19 protein-coding genes and 3 tRNA genes are annotated in these 21420 nt (G+C 53.0%); all 22 read right to left on the bottom strand.

Annotated features, from left to right (window positions below):
* Nucleotides 1-61 precede the first annotated feature (61 nt).
* A tRNA-Lys gene (locus J4728_RS05700) sits at nt 62-137 on the bottom strand.
* Between the two features lie 3 nt (nt 138-140).
* Nucleotides 141-216 (bottom strand) — tRNA-Val (locus tag J4728_RS05695).
* 136 nt (nt 217-352) lie between these two features.
* A tRNA-Lys gene (locus J4728_RS05690) sits at nt 353-428 on the bottom strand.
* A 164-nt stretch (nt 429-592) separates the two neighbouring features.
* Nucleotides 593-1381: a cell division protein CpoB gene (gene cpoB, locus J4728_RS05685; RefSeq protein WP_000097552.1), complete on the bottom strand. Its 789-nt coding sequence runs from the start codon at nt 1379-1381 to the stop codon at nt 593-595.
* A 9-nt stretch (nt 1382-1390) separates the two neighbouring features.
* Complete coding sequence (gene pal, locus J4728_RS05680) at nt 1391-1915, bottom strand: peptidoglycan-associated lipoprotein Pal (protein WP_001176621.1); 525 nt, start codon at nt 1913-1915, stop codon at nt 1391-1393.
* A gap of 34 nt (nt 1916-1949) precedes the next feature.
* A complete protein-coding gene (gene tolB, locus J4728_RS05675) occupies nt 1950-3242 on the bottom strand; it encodes a Tol-Pal system beta propeller repeat protein TolB (RefSeq protein WP_001562341.1) in 1293 nt (430 codons plus the stop codon).
* 123 nt (nt 3243-3365) lie between these two features.
* Nucleotides 3366-4544, bottom strand: a complete 1179-nt coding sequence (gene tolA / locus J4728_RS05670) for a cell envelope integrity protein TolA (RefSeq protein WP_000030589.1) — start codon at nt 4542-4544, stop codon at nt 3366-3368.
* Nucleotides 4545-4608: 64 nt separating this feature from the next.
* Nucleotides 4609-5037: a colicin uptake protein TolR gene (tolR, locus tag J4728_RS05665; protein ID WP_000124676.1), complete on the bottom strand. Its 429-nt coding sequence runs from the start codon at nt 5035-5037 to the stop codon at nt 4609-4611.
* Between the two features lie 3 nt (nt 5038-5040).
* The gene (gene tolQ / locus J4728_RS05660) at nt 5041-5733 is read right to left on the bottom strand and encodes a Tol-Pal system protein TolQ (protein WP_000131318.1); all 693 of its coding nucleotides are present in this window, start codon (nt 5731-5733) and stop codon (nt 5041-5043) included.
* Entirely contained in the window at nt 5730-6134 is a 405-nt protein-coding gene (ybgC, locus tag J4728_RS05655) for a tol-pal system-associated acyl-CoA thioesterase (RefSeq protein ID WP_001046240.1), read from the bottom strand. Before ybgC ends, tolQ begins: the two co-directional genes overlap by 4 nt.
* A 228-nt stretch (nt 6135-6362) precedes the next feature.
* Nucleotides 6363-6656 (bottom strand): cyd operon protein YbgE, encoded by a 294-nt coding sequence (ybgE, locus tag J4728_RS05650; RefSeq protein ID WP_000148790.1) that lies wholly within the window; start codon nt 6654-6656, stop codon nt 6363-6365.
* Complete coding sequence (gene cydX / locus J4728_RS05645) at nt 6656-6769, bottom strand: cytochrome bd-I oxidase subunit CydX (protein ID WP_000270278.1); 114 nt, start codon at nt 6767-6769, stop codon at nt 6656-6658. The genes ybgE and cydX overlap by 1 nt, the downstream gene beginning before the upstream one ends.
* 14 nt (nt 6770-6783) lie before the next feature.
* On the bottom strand, nt 6784-7923 hold the full coding sequence (gene cydB, locus J4728_RS05640) for a cytochrome d ubiquinol oxidase subunit II (RefSeq protein WP_000568258.1): 1140 nt from the start codon (nt 7921-7923) through the stop codon (nt 6784-6786).
* A 15-nt stretch (nt 7924-7938) separates the two neighbouring features.
* Entirely contained in the window at nt 7939-9507 is a 1569-nt protein-coding gene (cydA, locus tag J4728_RS05635; protein ID WP_000884369.1) for a cytochrome ubiquinol oxidase subunit I, read from the bottom strand.
* Between the two features lie 1582 nt (nt 9508-11089).
* Nucleotides 11090-11959 (bottom strand): succinate--CoA ligase subunit alpha, encoded by an 870-nt coding sequence (gene sucD, locus J4728_RS05630; RefSeq protein ID WP_000114631.1) that lies wholly within the window; start codon nt 11957-11959, stop codon nt 11090-11092.
* A complete protein-coding gene (gene sucC, locus J4728_RS05625; protein WP_001048590.1) occupies nt 11959-13125 on the bottom strand; it encodes an ADP-forming succinate--CoA ligase subunit beta in 1167 nt (388 codons plus the stop codon). The genes sucD and sucC overlap by 1 nt, the downstream gene beginning before the upstream one ends.
* A gap of 149 nt (nt 13126-13274) precedes the next feature.
* Nucleotides 13275-14483 (bottom strand): 2-oxoglutarate dehydrogenase complex dihydrolipoyllysine-residue succinyltransferase, encoded by a 1209-nt coding sequence (gene odhB, locus J4728_RS05620; protein ID WP_017441684.1) that lies wholly within the window; start codon nt 14481-14483, stop codon nt 13275-13277.
* 14 nt (nt 14484-14497) lie between these two features.
* Entirely contained in the window at nt 14498-17299 is a 2802-nt protein-coding gene (gene sucA / locus J4728_RS05615; RefSeq protein ID WP_001181500.1) for a 2-oxoglutarate dehydrogenase E1 component, read from the bottom strand.
* A gap of 523 nt (nt 17300-17822) precedes the next feature.
* Complete coding sequence (gene sdhB / locus J4728_RS05610; RefSeq protein ID WP_001537859.1) at nt 17823-18539, bottom strand: succinate dehydrogenase iron-sulfur subunit SdhB; 717 nt, start codon at nt 18537-18539, stop codon at nt 17823-17825.
* Nucleotides 18540-18555: 16 nt separating this feature from the next.
* The gene (gene sdhA / locus J4728_RS05605; RefSeq protein ID WP_000775561.1) at nt 18556-20322 is read right to left on the bottom strand and encodes a succinate dehydrogenase flavoprotein subunit; all 1767 of its coding nucleotides are present in this window, start codon (nt 20320-20322) and stop codon (nt 18556-18558) included.
* On the bottom strand, nt 20322-20669 hold the full coding sequence (sdhD, locus tag J4728_RS05600; RefSeq protein ID WP_000254356.1) for a succinate dehydrogenase membrane anchor subunit: 348 nt from the start codon (nt 20667-20669) through the stop codon (nt 20322-20324). Before sdhD ends, sdhA begins: the two co-directional genes overlap by 1 nt.
* Nucleotides 20663-21067, bottom strand: a complete 405-nt coding sequence (gene sdhC / locus J4728_RS05595; protein ID WP_000263340.1) for a succinate dehydrogenase cytochrome b556 subunit — start codon at nt 21065-21067, stop codon at nt 20663-20665. Before sdhC ends, sdhD begins: the two co-directional genes overlap by 7 nt.
* Nucleotides 21068-21420 lie beyond the last annotated feature (353 nt).

The raw sequence follows: 21420 nt of genomic DNA, 5'->3' as shown, positions 1-21420 counted from the left end.
TACGGGCCGTTGCTGACGCAACGTTATCCTTCACGTTCAACATCTGAGTTTGATGTTAAATTGGTGGGTCGTGCAGGATTCGAACCTGCGACCAATTGATTAAAAGTCAACTGCTCTACCAACTGAGCTAACGACCCAAGTGGTGGGTGATGACGGGATCGAACCGCCGACCCCCTCCTTGTAAGGGAGGTGCTCTCCCAGCTGAGCTAATCACCCGATACTACGCTGGATATTACTGACTAACCGAAGTTAGTGGTGGGTCGTGCAGGATGACTCGGCTTCGCCTCGCCCTACGGGCCGTTGCTGACGCAACGTTATCCTTCACGCTTTATTCTCGTTTCCACCGAACGATTGGTGGGTCGTGCAGGATTCGAACCTGCGACCAATTGATTAAAAGTCAACTGCTCTACCAACTGAGCTAACGACCCACTTTTACGTTGCTTTCGAGTTGTTTAATATCCCGTGGCAACGGCGGCATATATTACTGATTTCAGATTTGAGCGCAACAAAAATTTCGACGCAGGGGGCTCAACTGCTTAGGAATCGCACGACGCGACCAGAAAAAAGGCGTTTTCTGGTCGCATGGTACGCATTACATCGCGTTAAGACGCTTTTGCGCCTGTTTCGCGCCATCAGTGCCAGGATATTTGTTAATCACCTGCTGATAAACCGCTTTCGCTTTTGCCGTATCACCTTTGTCCTGCATGATAACGCCAACTTTGTACATCGCGTCCGCAGCCTTCGGCGACTTAGGATAGTTTTTTACTACCGAGGCGAAATAATAGGCGGCGTCATCTTTTTTACCCTTGTTGTAATTCAACTGGCCCAGCCAATAATTGGCGTTCGGCTGATAAGTAGAATCAGGGTATTTCTTGATGAAGTTCTGAAACGCCACAATCGCATCATCCTGGCGAGACTTATCCTGCACCAGCGCAATTGCCGCATTGTAATCGGTATTCGCATCGCCACTTTGTACCGGCGCCCCTGAGGTTGCCGTACCGGCATCCGGGGCGGGGGTCGCAGTGGTTGCCGCCCCGCTCTGGTCACCAGCTGCTGGCTGCGCTGCGCCGCCATTATTTAAGCTCCCCAGCTGCAGCATAATTTGCTTCTGGCGCTCCATCACCTGATTCAGTTGATACTGATTTTCCTGGATTTGGCCGCGCAAAGAATCGATATCGGACTGATTATCGGAGAGCTGCTGCTGAAGTTGGGTTAAAAGCTGGCTGTGAGCGTTAGAGATACGCTCAAGTTGAGTGACGCGGTCTTCGACCGAGCCTGAGCCGACACTACTGATTGGCGCCTGAGCAAAAGCGGCCCAGGGGGCCGCTATGCCAACCAGTAACGACAGACTCAACAGGTGATGTCTGAAGTTACTGCTCATGCAATTCTCTTAGTAAACCAGTACAGCGCGACGGTTCTTAGCGTAAGCCGCTTCGTCGTGGCCCAGTACGGCAGGTTTTTCTTTACCGTAAGAAACGATGGAGATCTGGTCAGCGGAAACGCCTTTACCCTGCAGGTACATTTTAACGGCGTTAGCACGACGTTCGCCCAGGGAGATGTTGTACTCCGGAGTACCGCGTTCGTCCGCGTGACCTTCTACGGTGACTTTGTAAGACGGGTTGCTACGCAGGAAGTTAGCGTGCGCATCCAGCATTGCCGCGAAGTCAGAACGGATATCGTACTTGTCGAGATCGAAGTAAACGATGTTGTTCTGCTGCAGCTGCTGCATCTGCAGACGCGCTTGCTCTTCAGATGACATGTTGCCGTTGCCGTTAGCGTCCATACCAGTGCCGGCGCCGTTCAGCATGCCGCCTTCGCTACCGTCATTGCTGGCGTTCTTGTTGGAAGAACATGCCGCGATTGCCATAACAGGCAGGGCAATCATCAGGCCCTTCAGCACTTTGTTCAGTTGCATTTCTTTAATTCCTTTAGTAATCAATTAATTATTATCACAGATACGGCGACCAGGCAGGCGATTTCACCTGACCATCAGTTGCCGGAAGACGCGCTTTGAAACGCCCATCTGTAGAAACCAAATTCAGCACAGATCCCATCCCCTGAGAAGAGCTGTAGATTACCATCGTGCCGTTAGGTGCCAGACTTGGCGTTTCATCCAGGAACGTTGACGACAGAACCTGTACGCCACCCGTCACCAGATCTTGTTTGGCAATGTGCTGCTGCCCGTTATTTGAGCTTACCATTACCATAAATTTACCGTCGCTGCTGACATCCGCATCCTGGTTTTGCGAACCTTCCCAGGTAATACGCTGCGCCGCACCGCCGTTAATGTTCATTTTATACACTTGCGGACGTCCAGCCTGGTCAGAAGTAAAGGCCAGAGTCTGGCTGTCCGGGAACCAGGTCGGCTCCGTATTGTTGCTACGGCCGTCCGTTATCTGACGAATCTGACCGGAGGCGAGATCCATAACGTACAGGTTCAGACTTCCGGTTTTCGATAACGCGAACGCCAGTTTCGTCCCATCCGGCGAGAAGGCCGGCGCGCCGTTGTGACGCGGGAAGGACGCAACCTGACGCACTGCGCCGTTTGCCAGCGTCTGGATAACCAGCGCAGAGCGACCGCTTTCAAATGTCACGTAAGCCAGTTTTGAGCCGTCCGGAGACCACGCCGGAGACATCAGCGGCTGCGGAGAACGGTGCACTACGAACTGATTGTAGCCATCGTAATCCGACACACGCAGTTCATACGGGAACTGACCGCCGTTAGTCTGTACCACATAGGCGATACGAGTACGGAACGCGCCCTTAATGCCCGTCAGTTTTTCAAAAACTTCGTCACTGGCGGTGTGGCCTGCATAACGCAGCCACTGCTTGTTCACTTTATAAGAGTTTTGCGCCAGTACAGTCCCCGGCGCGCCGCCAGTGTCAACCAGCTGATAAGCAACATTGTAGGAACCGTCCGGATTCGGCGTTACCTGCCCAACGACGACGGCATCAATACCCAGCGCAGACCATGCGGTAGGCTGAACTTCCTGAGCGGTGGCTGGCTGCTGCGGCAGTCGGGACCGGTCTAACGGATTAAATTTACCGCTGTTGCGTAAATCTGCCGCCACGATGCCGCCGATATCTTCAGGCGCAGCGCCCGGCCCGGCCCATTTAAAAGGCACAACGCCAATCGGTCGCGCCGAGTCCACCCCCTGGGTGATCTCGATACGGACTTCTGCGTGCAGCACTGCCGCCCACAGCATCAGAAAACCAAATGCTACTCGTAATGCCTGCTTCATCATATCTCCCATACCTGGGCCTGCGACCCACGATAATTTAGCAGAATGTTAACAAACTCAAATACACAAAACCACCAGGACCAGTAACAACTCAACCGCTCCAACTTCCATAAAGAAAAGTATCTACAGTTTAAAGTCTAGTTTGGCATCCTTTATTTTCTCATAAACAGCCTGGCTTGGCGGTTTAGGAATTTTCGCGGTTTTTGCCGCCATTAACGCCGCCTGACAAAGCGCCGGATCGCCGCCCTCAGACGTAATGCTTTTTAATGAGCCATCCGGCGCCAGGCTAATATGCAAGACACATTGTTTGCCCTGATACAGGCTCGCATCATACAGACGGCTCTGAATGGCGACCTGAATCTGTTTCGCGTAGGCGCTGATATCAGCGCCTGTCGCCCCACCGTTAGCGCCCGATGTACCGCTATCTTTCGATGGCTGACCATTCCCTTTCGCGCCGCCGCCGGTTTTCGGCGCATTCTTACCCGAGCTGAGATCGCCAAGCAGATCGTCGACGCCTTCTGCGGCGGCCGCTTTTTCGGCAGCCGCTTTCTTCTTAGCGTCCGCCGCTGCTTTCGCCGCCGCGGCATCCGCTTTCTTCTTCGCCTCCGCCGCCGCTTTCGCCGCCTCGGCATCCGCTTTCTTCTTCGCCTCCGCCGCCGCTTTCGCCGCTTCGGCTTCCGCTTTCTTCTTCGCCTCCGCCGCCGCTTTCGCCGCTTCGGCCTCTGCTTTCTTCTTCGCGTCCGCCGCCGCTTTCGCCGCTTCGGCTTCCGCTTTCTTCTTCGCGTCCGCTGCCGCTTTTACCGCTTCGGCTTCCGCTTTCTTCTTCGCGTCCGCCGCCGCTTTCGCCGCCTCGGCCTCCGCTTTTTTCTTCGCGTCCGCCGCCGCTTTCGCCGCTTCTTCGGCCTGTTGCTGCTGCTGTTGCGCCAGTTTTGCCGCTTCTTCAGCCTGCTTTTGCTGCTCCTGAGCCGCTAAACGTTCTTTCTCAAGTTGTTTCAACCGCTCCTGTTCAGCAGCCTGCTTCTGCTGCAGTTCCTCTGCTTGCTGCTGTTGCAGCTTTTTACGCTCTTCTTCCGCGCGTCTGGCGCTGGCCTGTTGATCCTGCTGACGGTTGTACTGCTGCACAACGGCGCCAGGATCGACCATCACCGCGTCGATAGCGGAACCACCGCCGCCGCCGGCAGAAGCCTCTATATGCTCATCAAACGAACTCCAGATCAGCACTGCAAATAAGATGATATGCAGCACGGCTGAAATAATTATCGCCCGTTTGAGCTTGTCGTTTTGTTCGGTTGCCTTTGACACTCTCGGTTCCCAAAAAACTGTTCGCCTGTTACTCGCCGTCTTTCAAGCCAACGGGACGCAGACTTCAGATTGGCTGCGTCATTAAGCCAACCGATTTTACGCCCGCGCTGTGTAACAAGTTCAGCGCTTTAATTATTTCATCGTACGGCACCTCTTTCGCGCCGCCGATTAAAAAGACTGTTTTCGGATTAGCCTGCAGATGACGCTTTACTTCTGCGATCACCTGTTCAGACGGCAGTTGATCCATTCGATCTTTATCAACCACTACGCTGTATTGCCCTACTCCGGAAACCTCAATAATGACCGGTGGATCGTCGTTACTACTGACCGCCTGCGACTGATTCGCCTCCGGCAAGTCGACCTCCACGCTCTGGGTAATGATCGGCGCGGTTGCCATAAAGATCAGCAGCAACACCAACAGTACGTCGAGTAGCGGTACAATATTGATTTCGGACTTAAGTTCGCGACGACCTCGTCCACGCGTTCTGGCCATGGCTTACCCCTTGTTGCTTTCGCTTACGGTAAACGCCTGGCGGTGCAGAATCGCGGTGAACTCTTCCATAAAGTTGTCGTAATTCAGTTCCAGCTTGTTCACGCGCTGATTCAGTCGGTTGTAAGCCATAACCGCAGGGATGGCGGCAAACAGACCAATCGCCGTGGCAATCAATGCTTCGGCAATACCCGGCGCAACCATTTGCAGAGTCGCCTGTTTCACCGCGCCCAGGGCGATAAACGCATGCATAATCCCCCATACGGTGCCAAACAGACCGATATAAGGACTGATAGAGCCTACCGTGCCAAGAAACGGGATATGCGTTTCCAGCGTTTCCAGCTCTCGGTTCATGGAGATGCGCATCGCACGCGACGCCCCCTCTACCACTGCCTCCGGCGCATGGCTGTTGGCGCGATGGAGCCGGACAAACTCTTTGAACCCGCTATAAAAGATTTGCTCCGAGCCCGACAGACTATCGCGTCTCCCCTGGCTTTCCTGGTACAGACGCGATAGTTCGATTCCGGACCAGAATTTATCTTCAAACGCTTCCGCCTCACGCGCAGCGGCGTTCAGGATACGCGTTCGCTGGATAATGATGGCCCAGGATGCTATTGAAAAACCAATCAAAATCAACATGATAAGTTTAACCAGAAGGCTTGCCTTCAGGAACAAATCAAGGATATTCATGTCAGTCACTGCTTAAACTCCGCGACAATAGACTTAGGAAGCGCACGAGGCTTCATTTTGAGTGGATCAACGCAAACAATCAGAACCTCTGCTTCATTTAGCAGCGTGTTCTCTGCGTTGACAATGCGTTGCGTGAAAACCAAAGCGGTGCCACGCATTGACGTAATTTCTGTTTGAACTTCAAGCATATCGTCGAGCCGCGCAGGCGCATAGTATTCCAGCGTCATCTTGCGCACCACAAAGGCGACCCGCTCCGCCAGCAGCACCTGTTGGCTGAAGTGATGGTGACGCAGCATCTCCGTGCGCGCTCTTTCATAAAAAGCGACATAGCTGGCGTGATAAACCACACCGCCGGCGTCCGTGTCTTCGTAATAAACTCGAATTGGCCATCGAAACATATACTTATTCATCCCTGCAGCCTCTTTGTTGGCGTCATCCGCTTGCCGCCGTAATGCCTCAAGAATGCCGTTGTATATCGCCTTGTATTCACTTTACATCCCGGTAATGCAACAAAAGTAGAGCTTTTAAACGTTGCTACTATACGCGTGGGAATGAGGCTTGGGAATGGGGGGAAGTTAAGGGAGAGTAAAAATATATGGGCTTATGCAAGCCCCTATATTTTTAAGGAGGTTTCTTATTCACAAGAAGAAGAAAATCAGGCCGACGATAAGGACGATATCCGCAAGGAGCGGACAAAAAATCCCTTGCCAGTGTACGGATTCAGGGCGAAAACCCACGCCGTGGATTATGCCTGCGCAAACCGCCCACATCAGCAATAATCCGTGCCAGATTTCAAGCGTGCTGGTCCTGGCGGCAAACCGTGACGGGTCCCAGAACATACATCCTGCCAGCACTATCGCCATCACGAAGGAAAGCGCCCTTAACGGGCGCTTGTCCATTACCGCATACAGTTTTGCGATAATATGGGTCATTAGCTTTCTTCTTGACCGGTTTTACCCGCTTCAACGTGCTCAAGCGCCAGGGCGGTAATGATCCCGAATGCACAGGCAAGAAGCGTTCCCAGAATCCATGCGAAATACCACATTTTAAGCTCCTTACTTAGTACAGAGAGTGGGTGTTGCTTTCAATATGTTCTTTAGTGATACGACCGAACATTTTCCAGTAACACCAGCTGGTGTAGATCAGAATGATCGGTACGAACACCGCCGCAACCCAGGTCATCAGGTTCAGCGTCATCTGGCTGGATGTCGCATCCCACATGGTCAGGCTGGCATTCATCATCGTGCTGGACGGCATCACAAATGGGAACATAGCGATACCCGCCGTCAGAATAATGCAGGCCAAGGTCAGCGAAGAGAACAGGAATGCCCACGCGCCTTTCTCCATACGGGAAGTCAGGATAGTCAGCAGCGGCAGAACCACGCCCAGAGCCGGAACCAACCACAGGATCGGAGCATTATTAAAGTTCACCAGCCAGGCGCCAGCTTCACGCGCCACTTCTTTAGTCAGCGGGTTAGAGGCGGCATGATGATCAATCGCGGATGTCACGACATAACCATCAATACCATACATTACCCAAACGCCCGCCAGCGCAAAGCACACTAATGTCACCAGCGCCGCAATCTGCGAGGTGGCGCGCGCGCGCAGGTGCAGTTCGCCAACGGTGCGCATTTGCAGGTAAGTCGCCCCCTGCGTGATGATCATCCCTACGCTTACGATACCCGCCAGCAGACCAAACGGGTTCAGCAACTGAAAGAAGTTACCGGTGTAGTACAGACGCAGATACTCATCTACATGGAACGGTACGCCCTGCAACAGGTTGCCAAAGGCCACGCCAATCACCAGCGGCGGCACAAAGCTACCGATGAACACGCCCCAGTCCCACATGTTGCGCCAGCGCGGGTCTTCAATCTTGGAACGGTAATCAAAACCGACCGGACGGAAGAACAAAGACGCCAGCACCAGGATCATCGCCACATAGAAACCGGAGAACGCCGCAGCGTAAACCATCGGCCAGGCAGCAAACAACGCGCCGCCCGCGGTGATCAACCACACCTGGTTACCGTCCCAGTGCGGGGCGATAGAGTTAATCATAATTCGACGTTCGGTGTCGTTACGACCGAGGAAACGGGTGAGCATCCCCACCCCCATGTCGAACCCATCGGTGACAGCGAAACCAATTAGCAAAATGCCAACCAGCAGCCACCAGATAAAACGTAGTACTTCATAATCGATCATTTGACGACTCCTGTCTTAGCGTGCCGGCTGAGAAGTCACGGTGGACTGCTCAAAGTGATAGCGACCGGTTTTCAGGCTGCTTGGGCCAAGGCGTGCAAATTTGAACATCAGGAACAATTCTGCCACCAGGAACAGGGTATACAGGCCGCAAATCAGGAACATGGAGAACAGCAGATCGCCCACGGTCAGCGATGAGTTCGCCACGGCTGTCGGCAACACTTCGCCGATCGCCCACGGCTGACGACCATACTCGGCGACGAACCAACCTGCTTCAACCGCAATCCACGGCAGTGGAATACCGTACAGCGCCGCGCGCAACAGCCATTTTTTCTCACCGATGCGGTTACGAATCACGCTCCAGAAGGAGAGTGCGATAATCGCCAGCAGCAGGAAGCCGCACGCCACCATGATACGGAAAGCGAAGTACAGCGGCGCAACGCGAGGAATGGAATCTTTCGTCGCTTGCTGGATCTGCGCTTCGGTCGCGTCAGTCACATTAGGCGTATAGCGTTTCAGCAGCAGGCCGTAACCGAGATCTTTCTTCATGCTGTTAAACTGGTCGCGAACGGCCTGGTCGGTAGAACCGGCGCGCAGCTGCTCCAGCAGTTCATAGGCTTTCATCCCGTTACGGATACGCTCTTCATGCTGAACCATGAGATCTTTCAGACCAATAACCGGCGTGTCCACGGAACGCGTAGCGATAATGCCGAGCGCATAAGGGATCTGAATCGCCAGATGGTTTTCCTGTTTGTCCTGGTCAGGAATGCCGAACAGGGTAAAGGAGGCCGGAGCAGGTTGCGTTTCCCATTCAGCTTCAATCGCAGCGAGCTTGGTTTTCTGCACGTCGCCCATTTCGTAACCGGATTCGTCACCGAGTACGATAACGGACAGTACGGCAGCCATACCGAAGCTGGCGGCAATAGCAAAGGAGCGTTTAGCAAAGGCGAAGTCACGACCTTTCAGCATGTAGTAAGCGCTGATACCGAGGATGAACATCGCGCCGGTGACATAGCCGGACGCCACAGTGTGAACAAATTTCACCTGTGCTACCGGGTTCAGCACCAGTTCAGAGAAGCTCACCATTTCCATACGCATGGTTTCGAAATTGAAATCCGCAGCGATTGGGTTTTGCATCCAGCCGTTCGCTACCAGAATCCACAACGCGGAGAGGTTGGACCCCAGAGCCACCAGCCAGGTGACGCACATATGCTGAACTTTACTCAGACGATCCCAGCCGAAGAAGAACAGACCTACAAAGGTGGATTCGAGGAAGAAGGCCATCAAACCTTCGATGGCCAGCGGCGCACCGAAGATGTCCCCAACATAGTGGGAGTAGTACGACCAGTTTGTCCCGAACTGGAACTCCATGGTCAAACCGGTAGCCACACCCAGAGCAAAGTTGATACCAAACAACTTGCCCCAGAACTTGGTCATATCTTTATAAATCTGTTTGCCGGAAAGGACGTATACCGTTTCCATAATGGCCAGCAGGAACGCCATACCGAGCGTTAGCGGCACAAACAGGAAGTGGTACATCGCGGTCAAGGCAAACTGTAAGCGCGACAGTTCGACTATATCTAACATCATGACTCCTTGCTCATCGCATGAAGACTCCGAGAGTGAACCCCGTTAGAAAGGGTCACACGCATGCCCCAATACAAATTTATTTGCGGCCTTCCATCGTACTATCCCCTCGGGAAGGAAACAGTAATGATGAAAAGTTACAAACATGTTAATAAAAAACCCAAATTGATCCCGCAAATATATTACGCCGTAAAACCCTTACAATAAACAGGTTTTTAGTGGGTCAGATTTGCTTTTTTCGACAGCGATCAATTTATGGCTAATCTATCGCTTTTCAGGGAATTTGATCACGGACAATTTAACCAGTTTTGATGCTCTTTTCCAACATTTAAATATTGATTAAAATCAATTTTTAAAGTTAATGTTAATAATGTTTATTCATTGAATGCATGGTGAATTTTTTGTTAACTTTTTGTTTTTGCAAAGAGTAATTTCAAACCCCCTGTAAAAAGAGGCTTATTCGATAAGGCTAAACATTTTGTGCGTTTTTTACTGCCCCGCATCCAGTAAAAAACATTCCACATTGATGTTCAATTATTGCTAAATAGCTCACAGATTTTTTCTGCAGGTTATCAATACTTATTATTTTATACATTTAGTCTATTTTTATTTTACTTATAATTAACACCGCAAAGAAACTATCTCATTGCACACGCGCCATCATCCCACCGGGATTACCCTGCCCCAACTTCCCTTTCCCGACGACTAACGGCCAGGATCATCTTGCCAGGTTATCGCCTTAATTATCGCTAATAAGCTTTCCAGATAGCCAGAAACAAACATTTTATTCGCTAATTTTTCTTTATTTCAATAACACCGTATTTGCCTCTCTATAATTATTATAGTGAAGATTCTGTTATCACCTTCACAGATTTACCCTCAATATCTACGTCACTCATAGTGATAATTCTGTTTATTCGCAGCCATAAATACCCTTTAAACATGATTAATCACGAACGAATAGTGTCAATAAGTTCTTAATAATTTTTAAAGTTAACCTCTTTTAACCAGCAAAAGTTCATATGATTTATTAAACGATATCTTTAATACTTCAGGGAAATAATGCTGGTACTCTTATGATTAAAATAGCTGTTTTATTCTGCCATTAAACAAGCAGTCTGTGTAAGCGCGATACATCTGAGGAGACGTGTAGTTCGCGCTCAGGCAAACATGCGCGGCCACAGAGTCAAGCGTCAATTTACTATAGAGGTTAGCGTCAACATAGTGTAATGCTGCAATGCGTTTTTTTCATGGCGGAAAGCGCATAATCCGTCTCCAGTGAGGTCGGCAGGTCTTTCACTAAGACAGCATCTGTATTTGCTGCAAAAGAGTTAACCGGCAAACTGAGTAAATTTACTGCCGCTGCCAGACGGTTATTATCAATTATTTTTAGACTCCACCATGTTTTTTTAATGAGGCATCATTTTCCTATAGCTCAATATTTACAAAGCCAATAATTTTATATCCCGGATGCTTCACCCGTACTTTGCCACAAACAATAAAGCCATAAAAAAGGCCACCGTAAAGGTGGCCAACCATGTCGAAAACGGACATTTATCTGTTCCCGCAGGAACAGCGAGTTTTATTTTATAATTGCTTTCAGCGCTTCGCCGATATCGGCCAGACTGCGAACCGTCTTCACGCCAGCAGCTTCCAGCGCGGCGAATTTTTCATCCGCGGTGCCTTTACCACCGGCAATGATGGCGCCAGCGTGGCCCATACGCTTGCCTTTCGGCGCGGTAACACCCGCGATATAGCCAACAACCGGCTTGGTCACGTGGTCTTTAATGTAAGCCGCCGCTTCTTCTTCTGCACTACCGCCGATCTCACCGATCATCACGATCGCTTCAGTCTGCGGATCTTCCTGGAACAGTTTCAGGATATCGATAAAGTTAGAGCCCGGAATCGGGTCGCCGCCGATACCCACGCAGGTGGACTGGCCGAAACCGTAGTCGGTGGTCTGCTTAACCGCTTCGTAGGTCAGCGTGCCGGAACGGGAAACGATACCCACTTTACCCGGCTTATGAATGTGACCCGGCATGATGCCGATTTTGCATTCGCCCGGGGTGATCACACCTGGGCAGTTCGGGCCGATCATGCGCACGCCTGCTTCGTCCAGCTTCACTTTCACGGTCAGCATATCCAGCGTCGGAATACCTTCGGTGATGGTGATAATCAGTTTGATGCCTGCGTCGATCGCTTCCAGAATGGAGTCTTTGCAGAACGGCGCCGGGACGTAGATAACGGATGCGGTCGCACCGGTAGCTTCTACCGCTTCGCGCACGGTGTTGAACACCGGCAGCCCCAGATGCGTGGTGCCGCCTTTGCCCGGCGTTACGCCGCCCACCATCTGCGTACCGTAAGCAATCGCCTGTTCGGAGTGGAAAGTCCCCTGGCTACCGGTGAAGCCCTGGCAGATAACCTTGGTATCTTTATTAATTAAAACGGACATTATTTCCCCTCCACTGCGGCAACAACCTGCTGAGCTGCATCCGTCAGACTTTTCGCTGCAATAATATTCAGGCCACTGTCAGCCAGTTTCTTCGCGCCGAGTTCGGCGTTGTTGCCTTCCAGACGCACCACCACCGGAACGTTCACGCCCACTTCTTCCACCGCGCCGATGATACCGTCGGCAATCAGGTCACAACGGACGATACCGCCGAAGATGTTAACCAGAACCGCTTTCACGTTGTCATCCGAGAGGATAATTTTAAACGCTTCGGTGACGCGCTCTTTGGTTGCGCCGCCGCCCACGTCAAGGAAGTTAGCCGGTTCGCCACCATGCAGCTTAACGATGTCCATGGTGCCCATCGCCAGACCCGCGCCGTTCACCATGCAACCGATGTTGCCGTCCAGCGCGACGTAGTTCAGTTCCCACTGCGCTGCCTGCGCTTCACGCGGGTCTTCCTGAGACTGGTCACGCATTTCACGCAGATCCGGCTGGCGGAACAGCGCGTTGCCGTCAGCGCCCAGCTTGCCGTCGAGGCAAATCAGATCGCCCTGCTTAGTAATCACCAGCGGGTTGATTTCGATCAGCGCCAGGTCGCGCTCAAGGAAAATGGTTGCCAGACCCATAAAGATTTTGGTGAACTGCTGCACCAGTTTACCTTCCAGACCCAATTTGAACGCCAGTTCCCGTCCCTGATACGGCATCGGGCCGGTCAGCGGATCGAGCGCGACTTTATGGATCAGATGCGGGGTTTCCTCCGCGACTTTTTCGATCTCTACGCCACCTTCGGTAGACGCCATAAAGACCACGCGACGAGAACTACGGTCAACTACCGCGCCGAGGTACAGTTCTTTGCCGATGTCGGTCGCCGCTTCAACCAGAATCTGGTTTACCGGTTGGCCATTAGCGTCTGTTTGATAGGTCACCAGACGTTTGCCCAGCCAGTTTTCCGCGAAGGCGCGAATCTCTTCTTTGCTTTTTACTACCTTCACACCGCCCGCTTTGCCGCGGCCGCCAGCGTGAACCTGACATTTCACTACCCACGGGCCGGCACCGATTTTAGACGCGGCTTCTTCGGCTTCACGCGGAGTAGTACAGGCATAACCCACCGGCGCCGGTAAGCCATAGCGGGCAAAAAGTTGTTTTGCCTGATATTCATGTAAGTTCATGTGTTCTGTCCATCCTTCAGGTAATCGTTATCTTTAGATCTTTAGACCTGTAGGCCTGAAAGCTGCGCGCCATCAGGCATTACACCATCGCCGGATGGCGGCGTGAACGCCTTATCCGGCCTACAGGTAGCAGGTGATGCTCTTGCTGACTACACGTCCAACAGCAGACGGGTCGGATCTTCCAGCAACTCTTTGATGGTGACCAGGAAGCCCACGGATTCGCGACCATCGATCAGGCGATGATCGTAAGAGAGCGCCAGGTACATCATCGGCAGAATTTCCACCTTGCCATCCACCGCCATCGGCCTGTCTTTAATAGCATGCATTCCCAGAATCGCGCTCTGCGGCGGGTTGATGATCGGGGTAGACATCAGCGAACCGAATACGCCGCCGTTGGTAATGGTAAAGTTACCACCGGTCAGGTCTTCTACGGTCAGCTTGCCGTCGCGGCCTTTGACAGCCAGTTCTTTAATTTTTTTCTCGATGTCAGCCATGCCCAGCGTATCCACGTCACGCAGGACCGGCGTGACCAGGCCGCGCGGCGTAGACACCGCCATGCTCACATCAAAGTAGTTGTGATACACCACGTCATCGCCGTCGATAGAGGCGTTCACTTCCGGATAACGCTTCAGCGCTTCCACTACCGCTTTCACGTAGAAGGACATAAAGCCCAGGCGGATACCATGACGTTTTTCAAACACTTCGCCATACTGCTTACGCAAATCCATAATCGGCTTCATGTTGACTTCATTGAAGGTCGTCAGCATGGCGGTGGAATTTTTCGCTTCCAGCAGACGCTCGGCCACGCGCTTGCGCAGGCGGGTCATTGGCACGCGTTTTTCGCCGCGCGCGCCCAGAGCGGGTTGTGCTGCAGGTTCAACAGCGGGTGCTTTAGACTCGCCTTTCGCCAGATGTTTTTCCACATCTTCACGGGTCAGACGCCCACCCACACCAGTGCCTTTAATGACGCTGGCTTCCAGATTGTGTTCAGCCAGCAGGCGACGGATCGCCGGGCTGAGCGCATCGTTGTTTTGTTCTTCCAGCGACGCCTGCTGGCGCTGTGCCGGCGTAGACGCTTTCTCTTCAGATTTGGCGCTGGTCTCTTTACCCGCGCTGTTGCCTTCACGCAGGCGACCCAGGATCTGGCGAGAGGTGACAGTCGTCCCCTCCTCTTCCAGAACCGCATCCAGAATGCCGTCCGCCGATGCCGGTACTTCCAGTACCACTTTGTCAGTTTCGATTTCTACCAGCACTTCGTCACGAACAACCGCATCACCCGGTTTTTTATGCCAGGTGGCGACGGTCGCGTCCGCTACGGACTCAGGCAGGTCGGGAACAAGAATATCTACGCTACTCATTATTTATCCTTTATTTAATCGACGTTCAGCGCGTCATTAACCAGATCTTGTTGCTGTTTCTGGTGAACGGACATATACCCTACCGCCGGAGAGGCGGAGGCCGGGCGACCTGCATAACGCAGAGCGGCCCCAAACGGAATCACTTCACGGAAATGATGCTGACTGCAGTACCATGCGCCCTGGTTGAGCGGCTCTTCCTGGCACCAGACAAAATCATGGACGTGAGCGTATGGTTGCAGCGCTTCCTGCACCGCTTTATGCGGGAACGGATAGAGCTGTTCGATGCGCACGATAGCGACATCTTTCTGGTCGTTTTTGCGACGTTGTTCCAGCAGGTCGTAATAAACCTTACCAGAACACATTACCACGCGTTTTACGGCTTTAGGGTCCAGCTCGTCAATTTCGCCAATGGCCGGCTGGAAGGAACCGTTCGCCAGTTCATCAAGCGTGGAAACCGCCAGCGGGTGACGCAGCAGCGATTTCGGCGACATCACCACCAGCGGACGACGCATCCCGCGCAGCGCCTGACGGCGCAGCATATGGTAGACCTGCGCCGGGGTGGACGGCACGCAAACCTGCATATTCTGCTCGGCGCAAAGTTGCAGATAACGTTCCAGACGCGCGGAAGAGTGCTCCGGGCCCTGCCCTTCATAGCCATGCGGCAACAGCATCACCAGACCGCACATCCGGCCCCATTTCTGCTCGCCGGAGGAGATGAACTGGTCAATCACTACCTGCGCGCCGTTGGCAAAATCGCCAAACTGCGCTTCCCAGATAGTCAGGGTACGTGGTTCCGCCGTGGCATAACCGTATTCAAAAGCCAGCACCGCTTCTTCAGACAGCACGGAGTCCCAGACTTTAAACTGTCCCTGACCGCTGTGAATATGCTGCAACGGCGTATACGTTGAGCCGTTCGTCTGGTTGTGGATCACCGCATGACGATGGAAGAAGGTGCCGCGACCGGAGTCTTCCCCGGACAGGCGCACCGGAATGCCTTCATCGACCAGCGTGGCGTAAGCCAGATTTTCCGCGCCGCCCCAGTCAAACAATTTCTCACCTGCCGCCATTGCCTGACGGTCGCCATAAATTTTCGCCACGCGAGACTGCATTTCAATGGCTTCCGGCACGGTGCTGATACGTTTTGCCAGCTCCTGCAGGCGCTTCATTTCTACCTTGTTCGGGTATGCTTCATCCCATTCGTGGTTTAGATACGGCGACCAGGTGAACGAGTGCATATTCATCGGACGCCACTCTTTCACCACGCATTCGCCTGCATCCAGCGCATCGCGATAGAGGTTGACCATTTCGGTGGCATCTTCCAGCGTTGCGACCTTATCAGCTTCCAGTTTGTCGGCGTAGATTTTACGCGGCGTCGGATGCTTTTTGATTTTCTGGTACATCAGCGGCTGGGTTGCGCTTGGCTCGTCGGCTTCGTTGTGGCCGTGACGGCGGTAGCACACCAGATCGATGAACACATCGCGTTTAAAGGTATTACGGAAGTCCAGCGCCAGACGGGTCACAAAAGCGACGGCTTCCGGATCGTCCGCATTGACGTGGAAAATCGGCGCCTGGACCATTTTACCGATATCGGTGCAGTAAGGCGTTGAACGCGCATCCAGTGGGTTAGAGGTGGTGAAGCCCACCTGGTTGTTGATAACGATACGTACCGTACCGCCCACTTCGTAACCGCGCGCTTTCGACATGTTCAGGGTTTCCTGAACCACGCCCTGGCCGGTCACCGCGGCGTCGCCGTGAATAGTGATCGGCAACACTTTGTTGCTGCTCGGTTCGTCCAGTCGGTCCAGACGGGCACGCACGGAGCCCATCACCACCGGGCTCACAATTTCCAGATGCGATGGGTTAAACGCCAGCGCCAGGTGAACCAGACCGCCTTCGGTTTCGATATCTGACGAGAAGCCCATGTGATACTTCACGTCGCCAGTACCCAGATGTTCTTTATGCTTACCGGCAAACTCGTCGAACAGATCCTGCGGTTTTTTACCCAGTACGTTGATCAGCACGTTCAGGCGACCGCGGTGCGCCATCCCCAGCACCACTTCGCGAGTGCCGCTGTTACCCGCATGGCGAACCATCTCTTTCAGCATGGGTATCAGCGCATCTCCCCCCTCAAGCGAGAAACGTTTCGCACCCGGGAATTTGGCACCCAGATAACGTTCCAGCCCTTCAGCGGCGGTCAGTTCGTTCAGGAAGCGTTTTTTCTCGTCAGCGCTAAAGGCCGCACGACCGGATTCGATGCGCTGTTGGATCCAGCGTTTCTCTTCGGTGCTGGTGATGTGCATATACTCAGCGCCAATCGGGCCGCAGTAGGTCTGTTTGAGCGCGTCGAGCAGCTCGCCCAGCTTCATCGTCTCTTTGCCGCTGGCAAAGGAGCCGACATTGAAGGTTTCCTGGAAATCGGCCTCGGTCAAATCATGGAAAGAAGGGTCCAGATCCGCCACGCGTTCTTGCTTCCACAGTCCCAGCGGATCGAGGTTTGCATGCTGATGGCCACGGAAACGATAAGCGTTGATAAGCTGCAGGACTTTAACCTGCTTCACATTGGTGTCAGGGTCGGAAATCGTAGAAGAGTGACGTGAGCCAGCCAACGCCTGCCGCCGGAAATATTCACGTGTTTTTGAATGGAGTTGATCCGGTTTGACTCCGGTACCAGGTAACTGCTGGAACGTCAAACGCCAGTTAGCGTCTACCGAGTCAGGATCGGTTAAGAAGTCTTCATAGAGCTGTTCTATCCAGCTCTGATTCGAACCAGAGAGGTAAGAAGAGTCCAACCAGGCTTTCAAAGCGCTGTTCTGCATCGTGATCCCTTAAGCATCTTTTCTGCTTATTTAATACTCTAAATAGGTCACGTTTCAGGAAGGCGGCAAGCTTGCGAATCCCTGGGAGCTTACATCCAGTAAGTGACCGGGGTGAGCAAGTGCAGCCAACGCACATGCAACGTGAACTATGACGAGTATTTCGCCGTGGATACTAACCACGCATACGCTGTATGCGTGCCGGGGTTCACTTGTTGCGGACTGTCGTGTCATCTGCGTCCGCTAAGGAACCTTTAAAAACTGTCTAATAATCTTCGCTGTTCAGGCTACGACTGCGTTGCGGCCTTCGCTCACTCCGGTCACATAGTTAACTATGCTCCCGAAGATTCGTTCAGACCGCGCCTTGTCTCGCTCTGAACATCTCGATTATTACTAATCATATGGCAGTTTTTAGAGGTTTCCTGCACTTCTATTGCCTGATGGCGCTGCGCTTATCAGGCCTACGGGGTTGCGCCTGTAGGCCGGATAAGACGGTACGTCGCCATCCGGCAACCACTACAACTACTTATGCGCTACGCTGCAACAGCATCGACTTAATATGGCCGATAGCGCGCGTCGGGTTCAGTCCCTTAGGACATACACTGACGCAGTTCATAATGCTGTGACAGCGGAATACGCTGAATGCATCGCTCATCCCTTCCAGACGACTGTCAGTCTCGGTATCACGACTATCGATCAGGAATCGATACGCCGCGAGCAGCCCCGCCGGACCGATAAACTTATCCGGGTTCCACCAGAATGACGGGCAGGATGTTGAGCAACAGGCGCAAAGAATACATTCATACAGCCCATCGAGTTTTTCACGCTGCTCCGGCATCTGTAAATGCTCACGTGCCGGTGGATTTTGCCCATTATTCAATAAGTAAGGCTTAATCTTCTCATATTGTGCGTAGAATTGCCCCATGTCTACCACCAAATCGCGGATCACCGGCAAACCGGGCAGCGGGCGAATCACAATCTTCTTACCCGGCTGAGTCAGCGCCGAAATAGGGGTAATACAGGCCAGACCATTCTTACCGTTCATATTCAAACCATCAGAACCACACACACCTTCGCGGCAGGAACGGCGGAAAGAAAGGCTGGGATCTTTTTCTTTAAGCTGGATTAACGCATCCAGCAGCATCATGTCGCGCCCTTCTTCGCCTTCCAGGGTGTAATCCTGCATACGCGGAGCGTTATCGACATCCGGGTTATAACGATAAATCGAAAATTCGAGTTTCATCATCCTGTCTCCGCAATTAATAAGTACGAATCTTCGGCGGGAACGCCGGACGCAGTTTCGGTTCCATATTGACGCTTCGGCGCGTCATGGATTCCGTTTGCGGCTGATACAGGGTATGACACAACCAGTTGGCATCATCACGCTCCGGGAAATCGAAGCGGCTATGCGCGCCGCGGCTTTCCGTCCGGAAGTTGGCTGATACGGCAGTGGCGTAGGCAGTTTCCATCAGGTTATCCAGCTCCAGACACTCAACACGCTGGGTATTAAACTCGCTGGACGTGTCATCCAGACGGGCGTTTTTCAGACGCTCGCGGATCACTTTCAACTGCTCAAGCCCTTTCGCCATCGCGTCGCCTTCACGGAATACGGAGAAGTTATGCTGCATACACTCCTGCAACGCTTTGCGGATAGCCACCGGATCTTCGCCATTGCGGTTATTGTTCCAGCGATTCAGGCGCTCCAGAGAACCTTCAACGTCAGACTCGCTGGCGTCGCGCAGCACGCCCTGCTCGGCGATGGATTCCTGTAAATGCAGCCCCGCCGCGCGGCCAAAGACCACCAGATCCAGCAGTGAGTTACCGCCCAGACGGTTGGCGCCGTGAACCGATACACAGGCGATTTCGCCTACCGCAAACAGCCCCGGAATGACCACGTCTTCGCCCTGCTCGTTCACGGTCAGCGCCTGACCGGTCACTTTAGTCGGAATACCGCCCATCATGTAGTGGCAGGTCGGGATAACCGGAATCGGCTCTTTCACCGGGTCAACGTGGGCGAAAGTACGGGACAGTTCCAGGATACCCGGCAGGCGAGATTCCAGCACCTCTTTACCCAGGTGATCCAGTTTCAGTTTAGCGTGCGGCCCCCACGGACCGTCGCAGCCGCGGCCTTCACGGATTTCGATCATGATGGAACGCGCCACCACGTCACGACCCGCAAGGTCTTTGGCGTTCGGCGCATAACGCTCCATAAAGCGCTCGCCGTGTTTGTTCAGCAGGTAACCGCCTTCGCCGCGGCAGCCTTCTGTCACCAGCACGCCCGCCCCGGCGATGCCGGTCGGGTGGAACTGCCACATTTCCATATCCTGCACCGGGACACCGGCACGCAGCGCCATACCGACACCGTCACCGGTATTGATATGAGCGTTGGTGGTGGACTGGTAGATACGGCCTGCGCCGCCGGTCGCCAGCACCGTCGCGCGGGCTTTGAAGTACACCACTTCACCGGTTTCGATGCACAGTGCGGTACACCCCACCACCGCGCCATCCTGGTTTTTCACCAGATCCAGCGCATACCATTCGGAGAAAATCGTGGTGTGGTTTTTCAAATTCTGTTGATACAGCGTGTGCAGCAAGGCGTGACCGGTACGGTCAGCCGCCGCCGCGGTACGTGCCGCCTGCTCGCCGCCAAAGTTTTTCGACTGGCCGCCGAACGGGCGCTGATAGATACGTCCATCATCAAGACGGGAGAACGGTAGCCCCATGTGCTCCAGTTCCAGAATCGCTTCCGGTCCGGTCTTACACATATATTCGATGGCATCCTGGTCACCAATGTAGTCCGACCCCTTAACGGTGTCGTACATGTGCCATTCCCAGTTATCTTCATGGGTATTGCCGAGCGCCACGGTGATACCGCCCTGCGCGGAAACGGTATGGGAACGGGTCGGGAAGACTTTCGAGAGCAGCGCACAGGTTTGGCCGCTCTGGGAAATTTGCAGCGCCGCGCGCATACCTGCGCCACCGGCACCAATCACAACAGCATCAAATTCTCTGACTGGCAGTTTCATTACACACCCCACACCACAACAAATCCATAGATGACGTAAACCACCAGCGCAACAACAATAACGAGTTGCAGTATCAGACGCACTGCCAGTGGTTTAACGTAGTCGGTTAACACCTGCCACATGCCGATCCAGGCATGAATCAAGATGGAAAAAAGCGCCAGCAGGGTGAAGACTTTGGTGAAGGCCGATGAGAAGAAACCGGTCCAGGCTTCAAAGGTCAGTTCGCCGCTCGTGGCGAAAAAACCCACCATGTAGATGATGTATAACGTCAGAACGATAGCGGTAGCACGGACCAGGATGAAGTCATGTACGCCATTGCGTCCTAATGCGGAGGCGTTGCTTACCATACGAGGACTCCTGCGAGAAGTGAAAGCACGACAGTGATAACAAAAGAGATTTTGGCAGAGCGTTGACCCGCTTCGAATGTTTCTTCCAGATAGCCAAAATCCATTAACATGTGACGAATTCCCACGATGACGTGATACGCCAGCGCGGTAAGGATGCCCCACATGATAAATTTAACGATGAAGCCGTCCATGATATCGGCGGCCTGCTGGAATCCTTCCGGAGAAGAGAGGCTGGTGCCCAGTAGCCACAGTAGTATGCCGACTGCGATGAAAGTAATCACACCGGATACGCGATGGAGAATGGACGCTATCGCTGTGATGGGGAACCGAATCGTTTGTAGATCCAGATTGACAGGTCTTTGTTTTTTCACATTTCTTATCATGAATAACGCCCACATGCTGTTCTTATTATTCCCTTAAGACTTCGGTTACAGAGGTGAATCTACCTGTAGCCAGAAAGACGACGGGATTTCCTTCCTCCGGTCTGCGTGCGGGTCAGACAGCGTCCTTTCTATAACTGCGCGTCATGTAAAACACTGCTTCCAGTAGCTAAAACGACACGTTACAACGCTGGGTGGCTCGGGATTGCAGGGTATTCCGGAGACCTGGCGGCAGTATAGGACGTTCACAAAATCATTACAATTAACCTACATATAGTTTGTCGGGTTTTATCCTGAACAGTGACACAGGTCACGATAACAACATTTTTTTAATTTTCAATCATCTGATTTGACAAACATTAAACAAAATT

Origin of the sequence: Salmonella sp. 32070601201500089SM, assembly GCF_017573605.1 — a bacterium.
Lineage (GTDB): Bacteria > Pseudomonadota > Gammaproteobacteria > Enterobacterales > Enterobacteriaceae > Salmonella > Salmonella enterica.
The sequence above is the reverse complement of the archived record's forward strand: the minus strand, read 5'-3'. Positions and strand labels throughout refer to the sequence as shown.